Source organism: Chengkuizengella sediminis, from assembly GCF_010078385.1.
Taxonomy (GTDB): Bacteria; Bacillota; Bacilli; order Paenibacillales; family KCTC-33759; genus Chengkuizengella; species Chengkuizengella sediminis.
Genome location: NZ_SIJC01000009.1, coordinates 41802 through 59540 on the forward strand (window position 1 = coordinate 41802; position 17739 = coordinate 59540).

Consider the following 17739-nt stretch of genomic DNA (forward strand, 5'->3'; position numbering starts at 1 on the left):
GGATACGTCACGGTTATGAATATTTTTTTAAAGAAATTTGATTTAGGGGGAAGTAACGCATATGGCAACAATGAAGCAATCAAAACAAGACAAAACACACAACAGCTTTATGCAACGGAAAAAAGGCTTCAATTCATTGGATCGTCTGATGCCCATTATTTTAGCTATCATTGCAGGTATTTCTGTTTTAACCACCATTGGAATCATCGTCATACTAATTACTGAATCAGCAGGATTTTTTCAGGCAGTTTCTATCACTGAATTTTTATTTGGTACCGAATGGACTCCATTATTTGCAGATCCTAGATTTGGTGTTTTACCATTAATTATGGGTACATTTATGATTACGTTAGTTGCTAGTATAGTAGCTTTACCTATTGGATTTGGAAGTGCAATATACTTGAGTGAATACGCACCTAAGAAAGTCCGAAATTTTTTAAAACCTATTTTAGAAATTTTAGCAGGAATTCCGACCATTGTTTATGGATTTTTTGCTTTAACATTTATAACACCAATTATTAAATTAGTCATACCTCAGACGGATTTATTTAATGCACTTAGTGCAGGTATTGTAGTTGGTATTATGATTATTCCGATGATTTCTTCTTTAAGCGAAGATGCGATGAATGCAGTTCCCAATTCATTACGTTATGCAGCATACGCAATGGGTTCAACAAAACTAGAAGTAGCATTAAAAGTTGTAGTTCCTGCTGCATTTTCAGGTATAGTTGCTTCCTTCGTATTGGGACTTTCTAGAGCAATTGGTGAAACGATGATTGTTACTTTAGCCGCTGGTGCTTTACCGAATATGGATTTTGATTTTCTAAAAAGTATTCAAACCATGACAGCGTATATCGTAACAACAAGCCAAGGTGATACTGCATATGGAAGTGTTGAATATAGAACGATATATGCCGTTGGTATTACTTTGTTTGTCATTACATTGCTTATGAATATCCTTGCAGGGTATATCTCTAGAAAGTTTAGGGAGGAATACGAATGAAGCAATTAGATGCTGAGAGACAAATGAAAAGACGGAAAAGAAAAAATACAATTTTTCATGTTTTATTTTTATCCTCTACATTGTTTGGTATTGTTGCACTTGGAATGTTATTAATACAAATTTTATCTGATGGACTTGGATGGTTAGATTGGGATTTCCTTACGAATAATGCATCTAGAAAGGCAGAGAGATCCGGTATTAAAGCAGCGATTGCTGGTACACTTTGGATGATGAGTATCACAGCACCCTTAAGTTTTATTATTGGTGTTTCAACTGCCATTTATTTAGAGGAATATGCTAAAAAAAATTGGTTTAACCGTTTCATTCAAACAAATATTGCAAATTTGGCAGGAGTTCCATCTATTGTATATGGATTATTAGGTTTAACCATTTTTGTTCGAGTTTTTGGATTTGGGAAAAGTGTACTTGCAGGTTCATTGACCATGACGTTGCTTATTCTACCTATCATCATCGTTGCATCACAGGAAGCCATTAAAGCCGTTCCAGTGACGCAAAGAAATGCTTCTTTTGCATTAGGTGCAAATCGGTGGCAAACGATCATTCGAGTGGTATTACCTTCAGCTTTACCTGGGATTTTAACAGGTTCCATTTTATCATTTTCAAGAGCTGTAGGTGAAACGGCACCCCTTATCGTTGTGGGAGCAGTTGCGTATATAACCACATTACCTAGTGGTGTGTTTGACAAGTTTACGGTCATGCCCATACAAATATATACTTGGGCTAATTTACCTCAAGAAGAATTTCATCATGTTGCAGCGGCAGGTATTATTGTGTTGCTATTCATGTTACTAACTATGAACGCAATAGCAATCTTTTTAAGAAATAAGTATCAAAAGAAGAATTAGGGGGAACTGTTCATGTCAATCGTAGAAATAAAAGGTCTTGACTTATACTATGGAGAATTTCACGCATTAAAAAATGTGTCTATGAATATAAATGAAAAGTCCATCACTGCGTTTATCGGTCCTTCAGGCTGCGGTAAATCTACACTGCTTCGAACGTTGAACCGTATGAATGATATGATTGATTCAGTAAAGATTTCTGGAGCTGTTTCCATCAATGGAAGTAATATTTATAATCCGACAGTGAATGTTGAATTGTTGAGAAAAGAAATAGGAATGGTGTTCCAACAACCTAATCCTTTTCCAAAGTCTATCTTTGAAAATGTTGCTTATGGACCTAAGATTCATGGAATACGTAATAAAAAAGAGTTAGATGAGATAGTGGAAAATAGTTTACGTGGAGCTGCACTTTGGGATGAGGTAAAAGATGATTTGAAAAAATCTGCTTACGGATTATCAGGAGGACAACAGCAACGTTTGTGCATTGCACGTGCATTAGCGATCAATCCTCGAATCTTATTAATGGATGAACCAACTTCGGCTTTAGATCCAATCTCAACATTAAAAATAGAAGAACTAATTCAAGAGCTTAAAGGAGACTACACAATCATCATCGTCACACATAATATGCAGCAAGCGGCAAGGGTATCAGATCAAACAGCGTTTTTCTTAAATGGTGAAGTCATTGAGTTTTCGAATACATCTTTGCTGTTCTCAAATCCTTCCGAGAAGAAGACAGAGGATTATATCACAGGGAGATTTGGATAAACAATAAGAATAATAGGCTCAGGAAATCAAAATATGAAGTGGGAGGGATATTAATGTTAGCAAACCGACAGCAATTTGATGCTGAGTTACAACAATTGAGACAAGTATTAATTGAGATGGGGGATTTAGTAAAAAAAGCCATATTGGATTCCGTAAATTCCCTAAAAGAATGCGATCTAGAATTAGCTAAAAAAGTCATTGATTCTGATAAAGAAGTGAATAAAATGGAAGAAAAAGTAGACGATATCGGATCACGTTTAATTGCTACACAACAGCCAGTCGCAACAGATTTAAGAAGAATACTAACTGCGTTTAAAATGGCTGCGGATTTAGAGAGAATGGCTGATCTAGCAGTTGATATTGCAAAAATTACAGTTAGAAATGGTAAACAGCAATTTATCAAACCACTCGTTGATATTCCTAGAATGGCAGAAGTAGTTCAACTAATGACAAAAGATAGTATTACTGCTTATATAGAAGAAAATGTTGACTTGTCTTACAAAATGGCGAAAATGGATGATGAGGTTGATCAATTGCATAGTGAAATATTACGAGAACTATTTGTAATCATGGCAGATGACCCTAAAAACGTAAATCAAGTGCTGAATTTATGTTTCGTAAGCAGATATTTGGAACGCATGGCAGATCACGCCACAAATATTGGTGAAAGTGTCGTGTACTTAGTAAAAGGAACAAGACCAGATTTGAATTAAATTAAAAATGAAAGAAAAGCATGAAGCAAAGTATGATACGACTTGCTTTATGCTTTTTGTTTTGTGAACATGTTAGTTCATAGTTCATCATTGTTAATTCATCACTTTTTGTGGAAGTTTTTTTGTTTTGTGGGTCCCGAAAAAGTAATCGGATTAAGCTTTTTTGGAGTAAGTTCACTTTTTTGGGTATTCTTATACTTCAAATACGGAAACCAGTTGCTTTAAACTTTGAATATAAGTCACACCATTTTTGTCAGCTCTTCTGCGACTCCCTTTTCTTGGTTTTCTTACAATCCATATGGCATCCATTCCTATATCTATAGCACCGCACACATCGTTTTTCCAAGAGTTCCCCACCATCACACTTTGTTCAGGACTAAAATCCATTTTTTTAAGTGCATTTTTAAAAATAGTTGGGTGTGGTTTATGATGACCAAACATTTTAGAGGTAAATACTCGGTCTTCAGGAATAAATTCTTTAATATTGAGATGATCATAGTCATTTTTTCTCCCATTGCTAATAATGGCTAATTTATATTTATTAGATAAAGTTGCTAAGGGTTGTAATACATCCGGAAATAATTGAACGTGCTGAGGTCTACTTTCCTGTATCGTGTTAAAAAAATGTTCCGAAAAACTTAAATTAACATCTAAAGGATAAGGTTTTAATGCTTGCTGAAGGCAATGATGCTGCAACTTGTTCCTGGGTAAATAGTATTTTCTCTTATCTTGTTTTGCAATCTTGAGTTCTTTCATGTAGTTTGTATACACCTTATTTGGTTCCCAATTATTTGATTGTGGATCCCATCGAGAGGTAAACTCATCTAGAGCTTCTAAAAAACTAACCTTAAAAGACCTGTGGTGATCAATGAGAGTATTATTCAAATCAAAAAAGATTACTTTCTTATTTTTAGGTGAGAAGGATCTATTCATTTTTATCGCCCCTAATTACCCGTTTATTTTACATTATGCTATGATAGTAATAAAAATGAGGAGAGCTCGTGATGGATAAGTTAATTTTAATTGATGGAAACAGTATCGCAAATCGCGCTTTTTATGCATTACCTTTATTGAACAACTCAAAAGGGATGCACACAAATGCAGTTTATGGCGTGACAACGATGTTGCTTCGTTTAATAGAGGAAGAAAAACCGACACATTTTCTTGTTGCTTTTGATGCTGGGAAAGTAACATTTAGACATAAAGAATACAAAGATTATAAAGGTGGTAGAGCTAAGACACCTCCAGAGCTTTCCGAGCAGTTCCCACTCATGAAGGAATTACTTCAAGCTTTTAAAATCGATCAATTTGAACTCGAAGGTTATGAAGCAGATGATATTATTGGTACTATAACGAAATTAGCGGATGAAAACAACAATCAAGTCCTTGTTGTTACAGGAGACAAGGATTTACTTCAGCTCGCTTCAAATAACGTAACCATTGCACTAACTAGGAAAGGAATCAGTGAAGTGGATCGTTTTGATCCTGAGAAAATAAGAGAAAAATATAATCTAACACCCCTACAAATTATTGATATGAAGGGGTTAATGGGTGATTCTTCAGATAATATTCCAGGTGTTCCTGGTGTAGGTGAGAAAACGGCATTAAAGCTGCTTCATCAATATGGCAGTGTAGAGGAAGTACTAGCACATTCAGATGAATTAAAAGGGAAAATGAAGGAAAAAATTCAAATGAATGCAGATCAGGCAAAAATGAGCAAAGAATTGGCTACGATATTTAGAAAAGTACCATTAGAAAAAACGATAGAGCAACTAAAATTTGATGGTTTTGATCAAGAGGCTGTAACCTCAATGTTTCAAAAGTTAGAGTTTAAGTCTCTTTTGGAAAAGATGGATGGATCAGACGGATTAAATGTTGAAGAGGAACAAGAAGAAATAAATTTTCAACTCGTTGATCAACAAAATTTATCATCTTTAGTAGACAAGCTATCAACATTTAAATCCATACATTTTGAAATCATCGGTGAAAACCCACATCAAGCAGAAGTTTTAGGATTGTCTTTATATACAGATGAAGAGTCCTATTATGTACCATTTGAGCTTTTAAAAACTAAAGAGGGAACTAGATTAAGAGAATGGTTAGCTGACGAAAAACATGAGAAGTGGGTATATGATTATCATAAAACAAAAGTCGCATTGTTTTGGCAGGATATAGAGCTAAAAGGAGTTTCCTTTGATATTTATTTAACTGCATATTTGTTAGATCCAACAGAAACTAAAAACCACACGATTAGTGGATTATCACAAAAATATGGACTATCTGCAATAAAAAATGACGAGAGCTTTTATGGAAAAGGAGTGAAGTTCCGAGTCCCAGAGGTAACAAGTCTAAGTGAATTTTTATGTCGTAAAGTTACTCTTATACATAAACTCACACCATTAATGAAAGCGAACCTAGAAGAAAATGATTTGGTTGAATTATTTTACAAAATGGAACTACCAGTTGCAGAAGTATTAGCACATATGGAAATTCAAGGTGTGAAAATTGACAGCAATGGTTTAAAAATACATGGTGAGGAAATCCAAATTAAACTGGATAAAATTATAAAACAAATTTATGATATGGCTGGAATTGAATTTAACATTAATTCGCCAAAGCAATTAGGAGAAGTATTATTTGATAAACTCCAACTTCCAGTTATCAAAAAAACAAAAACAGGTTATTCTACGGATGCTGAAGTACTTGATAAGCTTGCGAGCGAACATGAGGTTGTGTCAAAAATATTAGAATATCGTCAACTAGCCAAACTTCAATCTACTTATATTGAAGGGTTGCTGAAGGAAGTTCGTCAAGAAACACAAAAGGTTCATACCTATTTTAGACAAACGATTGCTGCAACAGGAAGATTAAGCAGTCAATTTCCAAATTTGCAAAACATTCCAATTCGTTTAGAAGAAGGACGTAAAATTAGAAAAGTATTTGTCCCCTCTCAAGAGAATTCATATATGTTGGCTGCGGATTATTCACAAATTGAACTACGTATCTTGGCGCATATTTCGGAAGATGAAAGACTAATTGAAGCTTTTCAAAATAATATGGATATTCACACAAAAACAGCAATGGATGTCTTTGGAGTTTCAGAAGAAGAGGTTGACGCTGAAAAAAGAAGGCAGGCCAAAGCAGTTAACTTTGGAATTGTTTATGGGATTAGTGATTATGGATTATCACAAAATCTTAATATTACCCGTAAAGAAGCGGCACAATTTATAGAGCAATATTTAGCAGTATTTAAAGGTGTAAAGCAATTTATGGATAGTATTAAACAACAAGCAAAACAGGACGGATATGTGACTACTTTGCTACAACGAAGGCGTTACTTACCAGAAATCAATTCTAGGAACTTTAATTTAAGATCATTTGCGGAAAGAACAGCATTAAATACCCCTATTCAAGGAAGTAATGCAGATATTATAAAACTTGCTATGATTCGAATTGAAGAACGTATTCATTCAGAGAATTTAAAAAGTAAAATGTTACTTCAGGTTCATGATGAATTAGTTTTTGAAGTGCCGGAAGCTGAATTGGAAATGATGAATAAGCTTGTTCCAGAAATCATGGAGTCAGTTATTTCTTTAAAAGTACCTCTTAAAGTAGATGTGAGCTATGGTAAAAATTGGTTTGAAGCAAAATAGAGACAAAGACCAGAATCATGTAACCTAGCGATGGAGGTGAAACATTGATGCCAGAATTACCAGAAGTAGAAACAGTCAGAAGAACATTAAGTCAATTAATTTTAAATAAAACAATCGATCATGTAACAGTTCAATTGCCAAGAATTATCCAAAGACCTGATGATGTGGTACAGTTTTGTGCTTTACTTGAAAATCAAACCTTTAAGAAAGTGGAACGAAGGGGTAAATTTCTGCGTTTCATTCTAGATGATCTTGTTCTGTTATCACATTTAAGAATGGAAGGTCGATATGGATTATTTCAAAAGGGTGATCCAGTGGAAAAACATACCCATGTGACTTTTCATTTTACAGATGATACTGAGTTACGTTATAAAGATGTTCGCCAATTTGGTACGATGCATTTATTTGAACCAGGGGAAGAGTTTTTAAAACCTCCATTATACAAGCTTGGGCTAGAACCGCTTGAATCTAATTTTACTTTTGAGATTTTTAAAGAGAAACTTAAATATAGGAAAACAAAAATTAAACCATTATTGTTAAATCAAGAGGTTGTAGTAGGTTTAGGGAATATTTATGTAGATGAAGCACTGTTTTTAGCAGGAATTCATCCAGAACAAACAGTAGATCAGTTGAAAGATATAGTACTTAAAAAGCTGTATGATGCTATTATTACTACCTTACAAAATGCGGTTGAAGCTGGTGGTTCATCAATCAAATCTTATGTTAATGGACAGGGTGAGATGGGTATGTTTCAACAACAATTAAAAATTTATGGTCGTAAATCAGAGCCCTGTTACAACTGTGGGACTTTAGTAGAAAGAATTGTTGTTGGAGGCAGAGGCACACACTTTTGTCCAAATTGTCAGCTTGTAAACTAGTCATGCACCTATTTTTTCTCCTCTCCATATGATGTGAGAGGAGGGGATGATTACATGATTACTGCTATATCCATGTTTATTCTTGCATTAGCAGTTAGCTTAGATGGTTTTGGAGTAGGCATAATGTATGGTTTAAGAAAAATAAAAATTCCGTTGATCTCCATTATTATTATAGCGATATGCTCTGGTGCCATTATTTTTATTTCAATGCAAATGGGTGTTTTGTTGTTAAAGTTTTTGCCTCCTTTTCTTGCAAAAATAATTGGTTCCCTTATCCTTGTATCCATAGGGATTTGGGCCATTATCCAAATGAAAATCCAGCGAAAGAATGATAATGAAAGGGAGCCTATCGCCGTTGTTTCCGATGAGAAAAAAACAATCGTTCACATTGAATTAAAGAGAATTGGGTTAGTTATTGATATTTTAAAAAAACCTGTAAAAGCGGATGTAGATCGTTCAGGAGTTATTTCAGCAAGTGAAGCATCATTTTTAGGTATTGCTTTATCTTTAGATGCTTTTGGAGCGGGAATCGGAGCTGCACTGATTGGTTTTTCCCCATTGTTAACATCTATAGTGATAGCATTTTCATCTGGATGTTTTATTTTATTAGGATTACGTACTGGATATTTTTTTTCTGAAACGAGATGGATTCGTAGACTTACTGTGCTGCCTGGTATTATACTAATAGTAATGGGACTAATAAAACTACTTTAGGTACCCACAAAAGTGATGTGAAGCTTTGTAGATTGATCCTATTACTTTTGCGGGGCCCTGAACACAAAACTATTACAGGAAGTGCTGGTCCTAATTTGGAGCATATATTAAATTATTATAAAAGGTGAATAAACCATGAATGTAGGATTAACAGGTGGCATAGCTACAGGAAAAAGTACAGTATCAAATATGCTTGTGCAACGTGGAGCCAGATTAATAGATGCGGACGTGATTGCCAGGGAAGTCGTTCTCCCTGGTCACCCTGTTTTGCAAGAAGTTGCGCAACATTTTGGACAAGATATTTTGTTAGAAGATGGATCTTTAAATCGTGCTAAATTAGGTGAAATCATTTTTAATGATGCTTCCGCTCGTAAAGATCTTGAAGGCTTGTTACATCCTCAAATTCGTTCACTAATGAAAGAGAGAATGGCTCAGTTTGAATTGGAAGATCCAGAGCGTTTAGTTGTTGTAGATATACCGTTATTATTTGAATCGAATCTTCAGGAGCTTTTTTCTTCAGTTGTATTAGTGTATGTACCAGAGTCCATTCAATTGGAGCGATTAATGAAGCGGAATCAGCTTAGTTTAGAGGAAGCAAAAAAAAGAATGGAAGCTCAAATGCCTATTGAATCTAAAAAAAAGCTTGCTGATTTTATTATTGATAATAGTAAAAGTATGCAGCATACAGAAATTGAAGTGGAAAAATTTATGGAGGATATATTTATGAAATGATTATCATTCGAAAAAAGCGTTATTTTCTCATTTTATTTTTATTATGTATTGGCATTTTATTTTATAATACAAACTGGTTAGGTAAATTAATTTATCCTATAAAATATAAAGAAGAGATACAGGATGTATCAAAGGAGTATAATATTGATCCATTATTTGTGGCAGCCATTATACGAGTAGAGAGTAATTATAAATCAGATTTAGTCTCCACAAAAAATGCAATGGGTGTCATGCAAATTATGCCTGAAACAGCAGAATGGATTATTCAAATGGCACGTTCACCAAATCTTAGTAAGGACAAGATGTTGGATGTTCGTGTTAATATTCAAATGGGCGTATGGTATTTAAATGCTTTATATGTTGAATTCAAACCTTATTTAATTGATAAACCTATTAAAGATCAAATTTCTTTATTATGTGCTGCATATAATGCTGGACCAGGGAATGTGAAAAAATGGTTAAATGAACAAAGATGGGACGGTAGCTTAAATAATATTGAACAAATACCTTTTGGTGAAACAAGACATTATGTTACAAGAACATTATATTATTATGAAAAGTATAAAAAAATTTATGGTTCTTCATTGAATTTTGAAGATATACAAGAAAAGTAAAAGTGCCAAACTGTTTCAGTAACAGTTTGACACCTTATTCATATTAAGATTTAATTATTGATAGTTTCCTTGTCCTGCTAATTGCTGTTCAGCAATTTGGACTAAACGACGAGTTATGTTACCACCAATAGAACCAGTATCACGAGTAGCCATGTTACCATAGTAACCATCCTGAGGAATCGCAATTCCTAATTCTTGAGCAACTTCATACTTCAGTTGATCTAAAGCTGCATTTGCTTGAGGTACAACAAGTGCGTTATTTGAACGGCTTTGTCCCTGTGCCATGATCATATCACCTCCTTGTCGTTGGTAGTTCTATTATGTGACGATTATCTTATATTCATAACAGGAAACGTATACCAATTATAAGGAGAAACATTTTTATTGTCTAACATAATTAAATGATTGGCGCTATAATGGGCTTTTCACGATTAAATTTGTAGAATACAAAAATAAAATTAGATAGGGGAAAAGTTTATGAGATGTCCATATTGTGATAATGATGGGGCAAAAGTATTGGATTCAAGACCAGCGAATGAAAACAAATCAATTAGACGTCGTAGAGAATGTGAGAAATGCCATAAAAGGTTTACTACGTTTGAAATGGTTGAAGAAACTCCTTTAATTGTCATTAAAAAAGATGGTAGCAGGGAAGAGTTTATGAGGGATAAGATACTAAGAGGTCTTATACGAGCATGTGAAAAAAGACCTGTTTCCGTCGAGCGTTTAGAAAAGATTGTATCTGAGGTAGAGCAGGAGTTGAGGAATACAGCTCATACAGAGGTAAAAAGTATAGAAATTGGAGAATCAGTCATGGAACAATTACATCCAGTGGATGAAGTTGCTTATGTTCGTTTTGCATCAGTATATAGACAATTTAAAGATATCAATATGTTTATGAAGGAATTAAATCATCTCCTACATAAAAGCCCTTTACATATCGATAAAAATGAATAAGTGGAAAACACGATTATTTTGCTAGTTGTTCATTTTTTTGTCACCTTCAATTGATAGTAATTTAACTACAGTTTTACTTGCAGAAACTAGATCATAAAGCTATAATTAGTGGAGTTGAATTACGGGGCCATAGCTCAGCTGGGAGAGCGCTACGCTGGCAGCGTAGAGGTCAGGGGTTCGATCCCCCTTGGCTCCACCATATATGAATCGCGGAATCCTTTGATTTTAAAGGGTTTTTTTAATGTATTTTTTCATTTTTAAAGTATTATATTTACTTGTTCATATGGATTGGGGACGAATTATTTTTGTATTCTTTTTAGTTTACTAAAAGCTTGAGCAGCTTCTTTATCAAGTTCTTCCACGAAATGGGTATAAAGGTTTGCTCTAGTGCGAATATCGGCGTGCCCTAATCGTTCTTGAATTTCTTTTAAAGATTTTCCCCTAGCTAATAAATAAGTTGCAGAAGAATGGCGTAAACTATGTATAGATATTCTTTTATTATTCAAACCATGACGTTTTAAGAATCTATTGAACCATTGAGTAGGTGAAGTATGATACATCGGGAACCCGTTGTCTCTACAAAATAGAAGCATTCTGTTTCCTCCTATCCATTTGTTACCTAGTTTAAATTTTAGTTTTTTTACCTCGGTTGATAATTTTTTAATAAGAGGAATTAATTCTGGAGTCAAAGCTATTTTTCTTTGTGATTTCTTTGTTTTAGGACTCTTAAAAAGTGGTTTTCCATCAACGTATGTCAATGATTCATTCACTTCGATGTGAGCTGACTTTTCATCTTTATCTATGTGTATGTGTTTATTAATATCTAGAGCCAGTATCTCACCTCTTCTCATGCCGGTCGTTGTTGCTAGTTCTACAAACACTTTCCATTTTAAAGGTTCTTGTTCAAGTTTTTCAAACATTAAGACTAGCTCATCCTCGAAGAAAACATCTTTTTCTTTAGTATCTATTTTTGGATGTTTTACTTCCGAAACAGGATTATATTCAATTATTTTCCACTCAACAGCCCGTTCTAAAATATCTTTTATTATTCGATGTGTATATATCTCCTACTTGTTCCAGAAAGTCCAACCTTTTTGTTATCTTTACGCATTCCAGGTTGAGCAAGTTTATCTAGAAAAGTAAGAATGTGCATTGGCTTTATTTGATTTAATTTCATGTGTCCAAATTCAGGTATAATGTGGTTTTTTAAATGCCTCTCATAAGTATTTATTGTTGTCGGTTCTAAATGCTTAGTAGCATATTTTTCTTTCCATTCTCTTACAAAAGATTCAAACAGCATTTTTTCTGGTGCTATATATTCACCAGCTTCAACTTCAATTTTGAATTTAACTAATTCTTCATTTAGATAGTCTCTAATTTTCTTAGTTGTTCTTAGTAGCGATTCATCTTCTATACGGATTGTCTTGCTTTTTTTAATGCGCTTATTGTTAGCACCATATCCAGCTTCAACTACAAGACGAAATGAATTTTTTCCTCGTTTTTCAATAGATGCCATTATATAAACCTCCTCAATATTTTTTTATAGTTTAAATTTAACTTCAACAACTTTCCCAATAATTTTTACATCTTCACATGGTACAAGTTCAGGTTGTATCTGAGAATTTGAAGGTATAAGCATGTAAGTTTCACCTATTTGCTTAACACGTCTTAATACTACTTGTTCGTTATTTATAGAAACTAAAGCAATGTCATTTTCTGTAATTTCATTTTGCATAGAAATTATAGCGGTGTCACTTTCATAATTCTATCCTCCAGACATATCATCATTTTCGATATACAATTCATTTTGAGAATTATACTCAGCGAGACTTTCAGCTACTTTGTATATATCTAGTTCTTTAATTGTATTTTTGTATAAAACATTTACTTTCTTTATCGCTTCTTTATCAGACTGTATACCGCCAAATTGTTCAAATTTTTTATAATCTTCCTCGGTCATTTCAAGTTTCTCAGCCATTTGTGTTATTGAAATACCTCTTGATTCTCGTATATTTTTTAGTTTGTCTAATTCTTCTTCGCTGTTGTTGAATTTACTAAAAGTGTTAGTAGATTTATAAATGTTCAATAGGCTGTCTGGATCAATACTATTCATTCTTTTAGTTATCATTATAGTTGGTTCAAGAACGGGTTCTTATGGCTTATTCGGAAGGGTAGCAGAGCCCAGATCTAACTTTATACAACCAGAAGCCATGTTCTGATAGGTAGCTATTTTACGTTTACGTAGTTAACGGCTAGCATAGTCTACCAACTGTGACAAATAGTTATTTTTTTAGTACTTTAATTTTTATATAAATATTGAATAGTTCCCATCAGTATTACAATCAAAAGTATTTTATCAACTATGAATAGATAAAGTTATATAGTAAAAAATCCCTGCTTATTTTAACTGCAGGGTTCTTTAATGTTAAGGAGGGTGGATAGATTGGAATTAAATATCATTCAATATTTTTTAACACAAGGACCCTTTGCAGTCCTTTTTGTATGGTTACTTATATATGTGATGAAAAATGGAAAGGAACGAGTTGGTTACTTATTTATACCTTTTTTAGGGGGTAGGAAGATTGGAAGAGATTAAGAGACAAGTCAATCGTTTGGATACTGAGCAAGTAGAAATTAAACGTCGTCTCGACAAATTGGAAATTAATGATGAAAGACATGAGGAAGATATAAGGCACTTATACGCACATCAAGAAGGAACAAAAGCTTATGTAAATCAGATCCTGCAAAAGTTAGATAGTTTAGAAACAAAATTATTCAATGCTTTATCAAACTCCACCGCAAACAATCTTAAAGAACGTCAAGGGTGGATGGAGCTTTTTAAATATGTGATCACTGCCACGATTGGTGCGGTGATCTTCTATTTATTTCAGTGAATTTAGAAAGGAAGTGAAAACGTGATAGATCCTAATAACTGATCTAAGAGGAAAACTACCAGAACATAAGATAAAGAAATATAAAAAACGTAGATTAGAAGATATTCGATCCATCGGGATTCATCATTCGCTAACCCTCACTGGAAGTGCTGAAGCTTTTGCAAGGTATCATGTAGGTAATAACAATTGGCCAGGGATTGCCTACACTTACGTCATTGATCATGACGGTAGAATCTATTGGTGTTGGGACCACGATGTACTTTCCTATCATGTTGGGAATTCTAACAAACATGCTTTAGGAATATGCATGGTTGGTGACTTTAGAAAACAATTACCTACTAAAAATCAATATCAATCATCATTATGGTTAGTAGATTATTTAAAAAGGCAACTTCCAAATGTTACACAGATTAAAGGACATTCTGAGTATCCAGGATATAGTTGGAAGTCTTGTCCTGTAATAGATATGAATAAGTTTAGGAGTGATGTAGAAATGAGTAATCAAGGAAAAACAAAATTCAAAGACGTACCTAATAACTATTGGGCTGTTACGGCTATAGAAAATATAGCTGAACAAGGATTAATGATAGGTTTTGAAGATGATACATTCAGACCAACAGAGCCAGTCACACGTGAGCAGTTAGCGGTTATATTAACTAGATTGAAAGGGTAAAGTTAATATGGATTTTCAAGTTTATGATATTGCAATCGTACCGATTATAGTCGCTTTAGTTCAGTTAGCAAAACAAATAGGGTTAAGTGCTAAGTATCAACCAGTTTTATCTCTAGCTTTAGGGGTAGCAAGTGGTATTTTTTATGTCGCACCTGGTGATCCAAAGCAAGCTATATTAGTTGGTATTGTTATGGGACTTGCTGCTAGTGGATTATGGAGTGGTGCAAAGAATATAGTACAGAAGTAATCCAATTCCCACTGGCTTTAGGTAGCTGGTGGGGAGAATCCACACTGGCTTGTATTAGGTAGTTGGTGTGTGCAGTTGAATGGTAAACTAACTAGGAGGTCCTATGGCGTCTAACAAGCATGTAGAAGTTATACCAAAAGGTGTTATTGGCATGCCGCCGCCCATATTTATATTTTCCAATAAAACAATGCCTTCTCCAACATCCTTTACACCTGCTGATATAATGCCGCTAGGTCCTCCACCGGAAGGTATAGATATTTGCTGTCCAATCTTAGATTTTAATAAATTCGTCATTGGATCCTCACAACATGCGCATTCTCCAACGACGTCCTTTCGAACGGGCTTTAACTTAAAATCAGTTGGAAGAGTTTGAAAACCGACTGTAATGATTTGACAGATTGCGATGTCTATTTCCAGACTCGTCGTTGCAATAAAATCTTTAACTTCTGTTAACGTAAAAGTCCCGAGGAAGATAGTTATAGCACCACGTGTAGTGACTATGACATTTATTTGTGTTTGCGATTCGACCAACTGCTCTAAAGCACACTGCATCGGACAAACACAACAGTCACATTTGGGTTTATCGAATACGCCCATATTAACACGTCCTTTCGGTTTTTAATAGTGTATTCAATTTGGTATTGCGATGATTGGACGCGTGTACTATACAATATAATTGTGCTCTTGCATATTCTCTCGTACCTCTTATATAATAAGAACAGATGTTCTATAAGAGGTGAATAAAATGAAAGAGAATAAACTAACACCTGGTTCAAATATGATGTGGGAAGCAAGCAGAATGATACTACCTGAACATAAAGAACGCATAAATGATTATCAATATGAGAGAGACAGAAAAAATAAACCTGAACTTGCGGAAGAAGAGGTAAATATTATATCTCAGCAATTATCAGATTCCATGTTAAGTAAATTAGAAGTTACAATTGAGTTGTTCAGAGCTTTTGGTCAGAATGAGTTAAAAACTGGAATTATCTCTAAATTTGACACTCAATTAAGTCAAATAAAACTACAAAATGAGGATGAATATGAATGGATCAAGTTTGATGACATTGTAGGTGTTTCGTGATATTACTTCATTTATATAAATATAATGAAAAAAATGAAGGACTATCTTCAGTAGGAAAATCTACTTTTTAATAGCCCATTTTTTTATTTATCTTTTATTATATCTCTACATTAATTGTCAATTCATTATTCTCTGAATATAAATTTAACTATTATTATGGCAATAAGAACAAAAAATAAACTAATCATAAAAGGAATAATTCCTGCAGCTAATACAAAAGGTAAGGCTAATAGCAGAACTAGATAAAAGAAAATTTTATACATACTATAATCCCCTTATTATTTTTGTTAACAAACCAAGAAGCATGGTCTTCTTATTATAGTATGTTAGTTAGTATTAATTCTATAGTAGCCTTGTGCGTAACCTGAATACACTGGATAAGAAAACATAAAATCTTGTTTAACTGTATAACCTATACCTACATAAGGTCTAAATGTGTAGTTGTAGTTATCCCTCTCACCAATAGAAAATTTAAACCATGCATTAACTCCTGTAGTATAACCGCTCTCTGCACGTTCGTTAGCATAAGTTTCAACGTGCCATGCGTCATAACTATTGTCTGCGCCAACAGATAAAGGTAATCCGAAAGTATCATAAAATTTTATTCCTTTATTATCATATCCAGAAGGTTCACCAGCTGAAAAATATTCTGTTGAACTACATACCCCATTTGTTATTACTTTAACTACATCAGCTAAATAAGTAAATGCTGCTAAATCATAAATAGCTTCAGGAATACAATTGCTACTACTTTCACTTGGAGAACGTCCATCTATCCACATTGCACTTCTTGGATCTGCATCAGCTAAACCTGCTTTAATATAATCAACTTTCACTTGACTTTGGCCAGTTATGCGTTGAATACTTTCATAACGAGCAAAACCTCTTACATTAACACGAGCCTCAGCAGTTGTGCTACTCATCCATGCATTTAATGTCATAGTAGATGTTTCATGGCTTGATGGATTAAAATTACTACCATCAGTAGAATAATCCTTATTATTTGCAGCACCCTTATACCAATACGTCCCTGATGGTGAAGCAATTGCTTCGGTTGGGAAATTCATGCTAAATGTCATAAATGCAATCACTAAAACTAATAATATTTTTTTTAGTTCCAATTTATTACACCTCCCGAAGCTTCTACTGCTTCTTCCCATTTCATATGAACATTAAAGTCACCATAAATTGTTGTTCCACCATTCTCTTCAAATCCTACAGTTGAGGCTATATAAAATTCAGTTTCAGGATTTTCTGCATTAAAGACAATAATAAATCCACCGTTCTGACCATCTATAGCTTCATATGTTGACTGATTTTTGTTAACATTTACACCTTTTACCTCTCCTGTTAAATGCCCATAGTAATAAGTTTGTTTTGTCTCGGGGTTTGTAACTCCTTTTACTGGACCAGAAAATTCAAAACCGTAAGCTCTTTCATCAATCTTAAATGCCCCATTTGCTTTTCCTTTATACTCTTCATTATTGCCATCTGTTAGTTTTAATGTCATTTGAATCATAGTGTTATCTTTATTTAATTTATCAGTATTAAACTTTTCCATAGCAGAGTTTACCGCATAATTAGGAAGTTTTTTCATAATATTTTCATTTAATTTGGAATTGAAATGATATATGTTATTTTCTGACTTAGCATCTATTAGTTCTGGTTGACTTATTATAGTTGTTATAGATACAGTTCCCAATACTAACGTTAATGCTAGTAATATTTTCTTGAAATTACTCACAATATACCCTCCTTAAATATTTTCATAAAATAGGACAATTAGTTGTAAAAAACTTTCATTAACGCGCGTCAATGTTATTATAATCCTATTTAAATATTTCAGTAAGTCATCAAATATTACCATATCCACTTGAAATTACTAATATAGAACAAAGAAGATGATTTTCTCGTAATTAAACTGATTCTTTTTGGATAAATAA

Annotated in this window: 23 protein-coding genes, 1 tRNA gene and 1 pseudogene; 16 read left to right on the forward strand and 9 right to left on the reverse strand. The window is 33.7% G+C overall.

Going from position 1 to position 17739, the window contains the following annotated elements:
* Positions 1–70 precede the first annotated feature (70 nt).
* From pstC to phoU, 4 genes are read left to right on the forward strand one after another with little or no spacing between them, the layout of a single operon-like run.
* On the forward strand, positions 71–1003 hold the full coding sequence (gene pstC, locus EPK97_RS16400; RefSeq protein WP_205690281.1) for a phosphate ABC transporter permease subunit PstC: 933 nt from the start codon (positions 71–73) through the stop codon (positions 1001–1003).
* Positions 1000–1869, forward strand: a complete 870-nt coding sequence (pstA, locus tag EPK97_RS16405; RefSeq protein ID WP_162037710.1) for a phosphate ABC transporter permease PstA — start codon at positions 1000–1002, stop codon at positions 1867–1869. The genes pstC and pstA overlap by 4 nt, the downstream gene beginning before the upstream one ends.
* A gap of 12 nt (positions 1870–1881) precedes the next feature.
* Entirely contained in the window at positions 1882–2634 is a 753-nt protein-coding gene (gene pstB / locus EPK97_RS16410; RefSeq protein ID WP_162037711.1) for a phosphate ABC transporter ATP-binding protein PstB, read from the forward strand.
* Between the two features lie 53 nt (positions 2635–2687).
* Complete coding sequence (gene phoU, locus EPK97_RS16415; protein WP_162037712.1) at positions 2688–3347, forward strand: phosphate signaling complex protein PhoU; 660 nt, start codon at positions 2688–2690, stop codon at positions 3345–3347.
* Between the two features lie 192 nt (positions 3348–3539).
* Here phoU and EPK97_RS16420 read toward each other — a convergent pair whose 3' ends face one another.
* Positions 3540–4280: an HAD family hydrolase gene (locus EPK97_RS16420; RefSeq protein WP_162037713.1), complete on the reverse strand. Its 741-nt coding sequence runs from the start codon at positions 4278–4280 to the stop codon at positions 3540–3542.
* A 71-nt stretch (positions 4281–4351) separates the two neighbouring features.
* On the opposite strand from EPK97_RS16420, the gene polA reads away from it, so the two are divergent.
* From polA to EPK97_RS16445, 5 genes are all read left to right on the forward strand, one after another.
* A complete protein-coding gene (polA, locus tag EPK97_RS16425) occupies positions 4352–7000 on the forward strand; it encodes a DNA polymerase I (protein ID WP_162037714.1) in 2649 nt (882 codons plus the stop codon).
* A gap of 47 nt (positions 7001–7047) precedes the next feature.
* Positions 7048–7878, forward strand: a complete 831-nt coding sequence (gene mutM / locus EPK97_RS16430; protein WP_162037845.1) for a DNA-formamidopyrimidine glycosylase — start codon at positions 7048–7050, stop codon at positions 7876–7878.
* Positions 7879–7932: 54 nt separating this feature from the next.
* Positions 7933–8592, forward strand: coding sequence for a sporulation membrane protein YtaF (gene ytaF, locus EPK97_RS16435; protein WP_162037715.1), 660 nt, complete (start codon positions 7933–7935; stop codon positions 8590–8592).
* 135 nt (positions 8593–8727) lie between these two features.
* Positions 8728–9324 carry a dephospho-CoA kinase gene (coaE, locus tag EPK97_RS16440; RefSeq protein ID WP_162037716.1) on the forward strand — a complete coding sequence of 199 codons (597 nt, stop codon included), beginning with the start codon at positions 8728–8730 and terminating at the stop codon, positions 9322–9324.
* A complete protein-coding gene (locus EPK97_RS16445) occupies positions 9321–9938 on the forward strand; it encodes a lytic transglycosylase domain-containing protein (RefSeq protein ID WP_162037717.1) in 618 nt (205 codons plus the stop codon). The genes coaE and EPK97_RS16445 overlap by 4 nt, the downstream gene beginning before the upstream one ends.
* A gap of 54 nt (positions 9939–9992) precedes the next feature.
* On the opposite strand, the gene EPK97_RS16450 is transcribed toward EPK97_RS16445, so the two are convergent.
* Positions 9993–10223, reverse strand: a complete 231-nt coding sequence (locus EPK97_RS16450; RefSeq protein ID WP_162037718.1) for an alpha/beta-type small acid-soluble spore protein — start codon at positions 10221–10223, stop codon at positions 9993–9995.
* 192 nt (positions 10224–10415) lie between these two features.
* On the opposite strand from EPK97_RS16450, the gene nrdR reads away from it, so the two are divergent.
* Together nrdR and EPK97_RS16460 are read left to right on the forward strand one after the other, a co-directional pair.
* Complete coding sequence (gene nrdR / locus EPK97_RS16455; protein WP_162037719.1) at positions 10416–10895, forward strand: transcriptional regulator NrdR; 480 nt, start codon at positions 10416–10418, stop codon at positions 10893–10895.
* Between the two features lie 123 nt (positions 10896–11018).
* Positions 11019–11094 (forward strand) — tRNA-Ala (locus EPK97_RS16460).
* A gap of 100 nt (positions 11095–11194) precedes the next feature.
* On the opposite strand, the gene EPK97_RS21975 is transcribed toward EPK97_RS16460, so the two are convergent.
* From EPK97_RS21975 to EPK97_RS16470, 4 genes are all read right to left on the reverse strand, one after another.
* Positions 11195–11815: a site-specific integrase gene (locus EPK97_RS21975; protein WP_240903856.1), complete on the reverse strand. Its 621-nt coding sequence runs from the start codon at positions 11813–11815 to the stop codon at positions 11195–11197.
* Positions 11816–11940: 125 nt separating this feature from the next.
* Positions 11941–12411, reverse strand: a complete 471-nt coding sequence (locus EPK97_RS21980; RefSeq protein WP_240903857.1) for an N-terminal phage integrase SAM-like domain-containing protein — start codon at positions 12409–12411, stop codon at positions 11941–11943.
* 24 nt (positions 12412–12435) lie between these two features.
* Positions 12436–12639, reverse strand: coding sequence for a LexA family protein (locus tag EPK97_RS22625; protein ID WP_420826804.1), 204 nt, complete (start codon positions 12637–12639; stop codon positions 12436–12438).
* 21 nt (positions 12640–12660) lie between these two features.
* Positions 12661–13008, reverse strand: coding sequence for a helix-turn-helix domain-containing protein (locus tag EPK97_RS16470; protein WP_162037720.1), 348 nt, complete (start codon positions 13006–13008; stop codon positions 12661–12663).
* A gap of 330 nt (positions 13009–13338) precedes the next feature.
* Between EPK97_RS16470 and EPK97_RS21985 the strand changes: the two are divergent.
* The 4 genes and pseudogenes from EPK97_RS21985 to EPK97_RS16490 all read left to right on the forward strand — a co-directional run.
* Positions 13339–13452: pseudogene (locus EPK97_RS21985) on the forward strand (BhlA/UviB family holin-like peptide); the annotation flags it as partial.
* 25 nt (positions 13453–13477) lie between these two features.
* Entirely contained in the window at positions 13478–13789 is a 312-nt protein-coding gene (locus tag EPK97_RS16480; RefSeq protein WP_162037722.1) for a hypothetical protein, read from the forward strand.
* 112 nt (positions 13790–13901) lie between these two features.
* A complete protein-coding gene (locus EPK97_RS22445; protein WP_338075728.1) occupies positions 13902–14462 on the forward strand; it encodes an N-acetylmuramoyl-L-alanine amidase in 561 nt (186 codons plus the stop codon).
* A 7-nt stretch (positions 14463–14469) separates the two neighbouring features.
* The gene (locus EPK97_RS16490) at positions 14470–14709 is read left to right on the forward strand and encodes a hypothetical protein (RefSeq protein ID WP_162037723.1); all 240 of its coding nucleotides are present in this window, start codon (positions 14470–14472) and stop codon (positions 14707–14709) included.
* An 87-nt stretch (positions 14710–14796) separates the two neighbouring features.
* Here EPK97_RS16490 and EPK97_RS16495 read toward each other — a convergent pair whose 3' ends face one another.
* The gene (locus EPK97_RS16495; RefSeq protein ID WP_162037724.1) at positions 14797–15306 is read right to left on the reverse strand and encodes a hypothetical protein; all 510 of its coding nucleotides are present in this window, start codon (positions 15304–15306) and stop codon (positions 14797–14799) included.
* A 148-nt stretch (positions 15307–15454) separates the two neighbouring features.
* Here EPK97_RS16495 and EPK97_RS16500 point away from each other — a divergent pair, with 148 nt between their 5' ends.
* A complete protein-coding gene (locus EPK97_RS16500) occupies positions 15455–15796 on the forward strand; it encodes a YolD-like family protein (RefSeq protein ID WP_162037725.1) in 342 nt (113 codons plus the stop codon).
* Positions 15797–16122: 326 nt separating this feature from the next.
* Here EPK97_RS16500 and EPK97_RS16505 read toward each other — a convergent pair whose 3' ends face one another.
* Both EPK97_RS16505 and EPK97_RS16510 read right to left on the reverse strand, forming a co-directional pair.
* Positions 16123–16917: a hypothetical protein gene (locus EPK97_RS16505; RefSeq protein WP_162037726.1), complete on the reverse strand. Its 795-nt coding sequence runs from the start codon at positions 16915–16917 to the stop codon at positions 16123–16125.
* Positions 16908–17540: a hypothetical protein gene (locus EPK97_RS16510; protein ID WP_162037727.1), complete on the reverse strand. Its 633-nt coding sequence runs from the start codon at positions 17538–17540 to the stop codon at positions 16908–16910. Before EPK97_RS16510 ends, EPK97_RS16505 begins: the two co-directional genes overlap by 10 nt.
* Between the last annotated feature and the right edge of the window lie 199 nt (positions 17541–17739).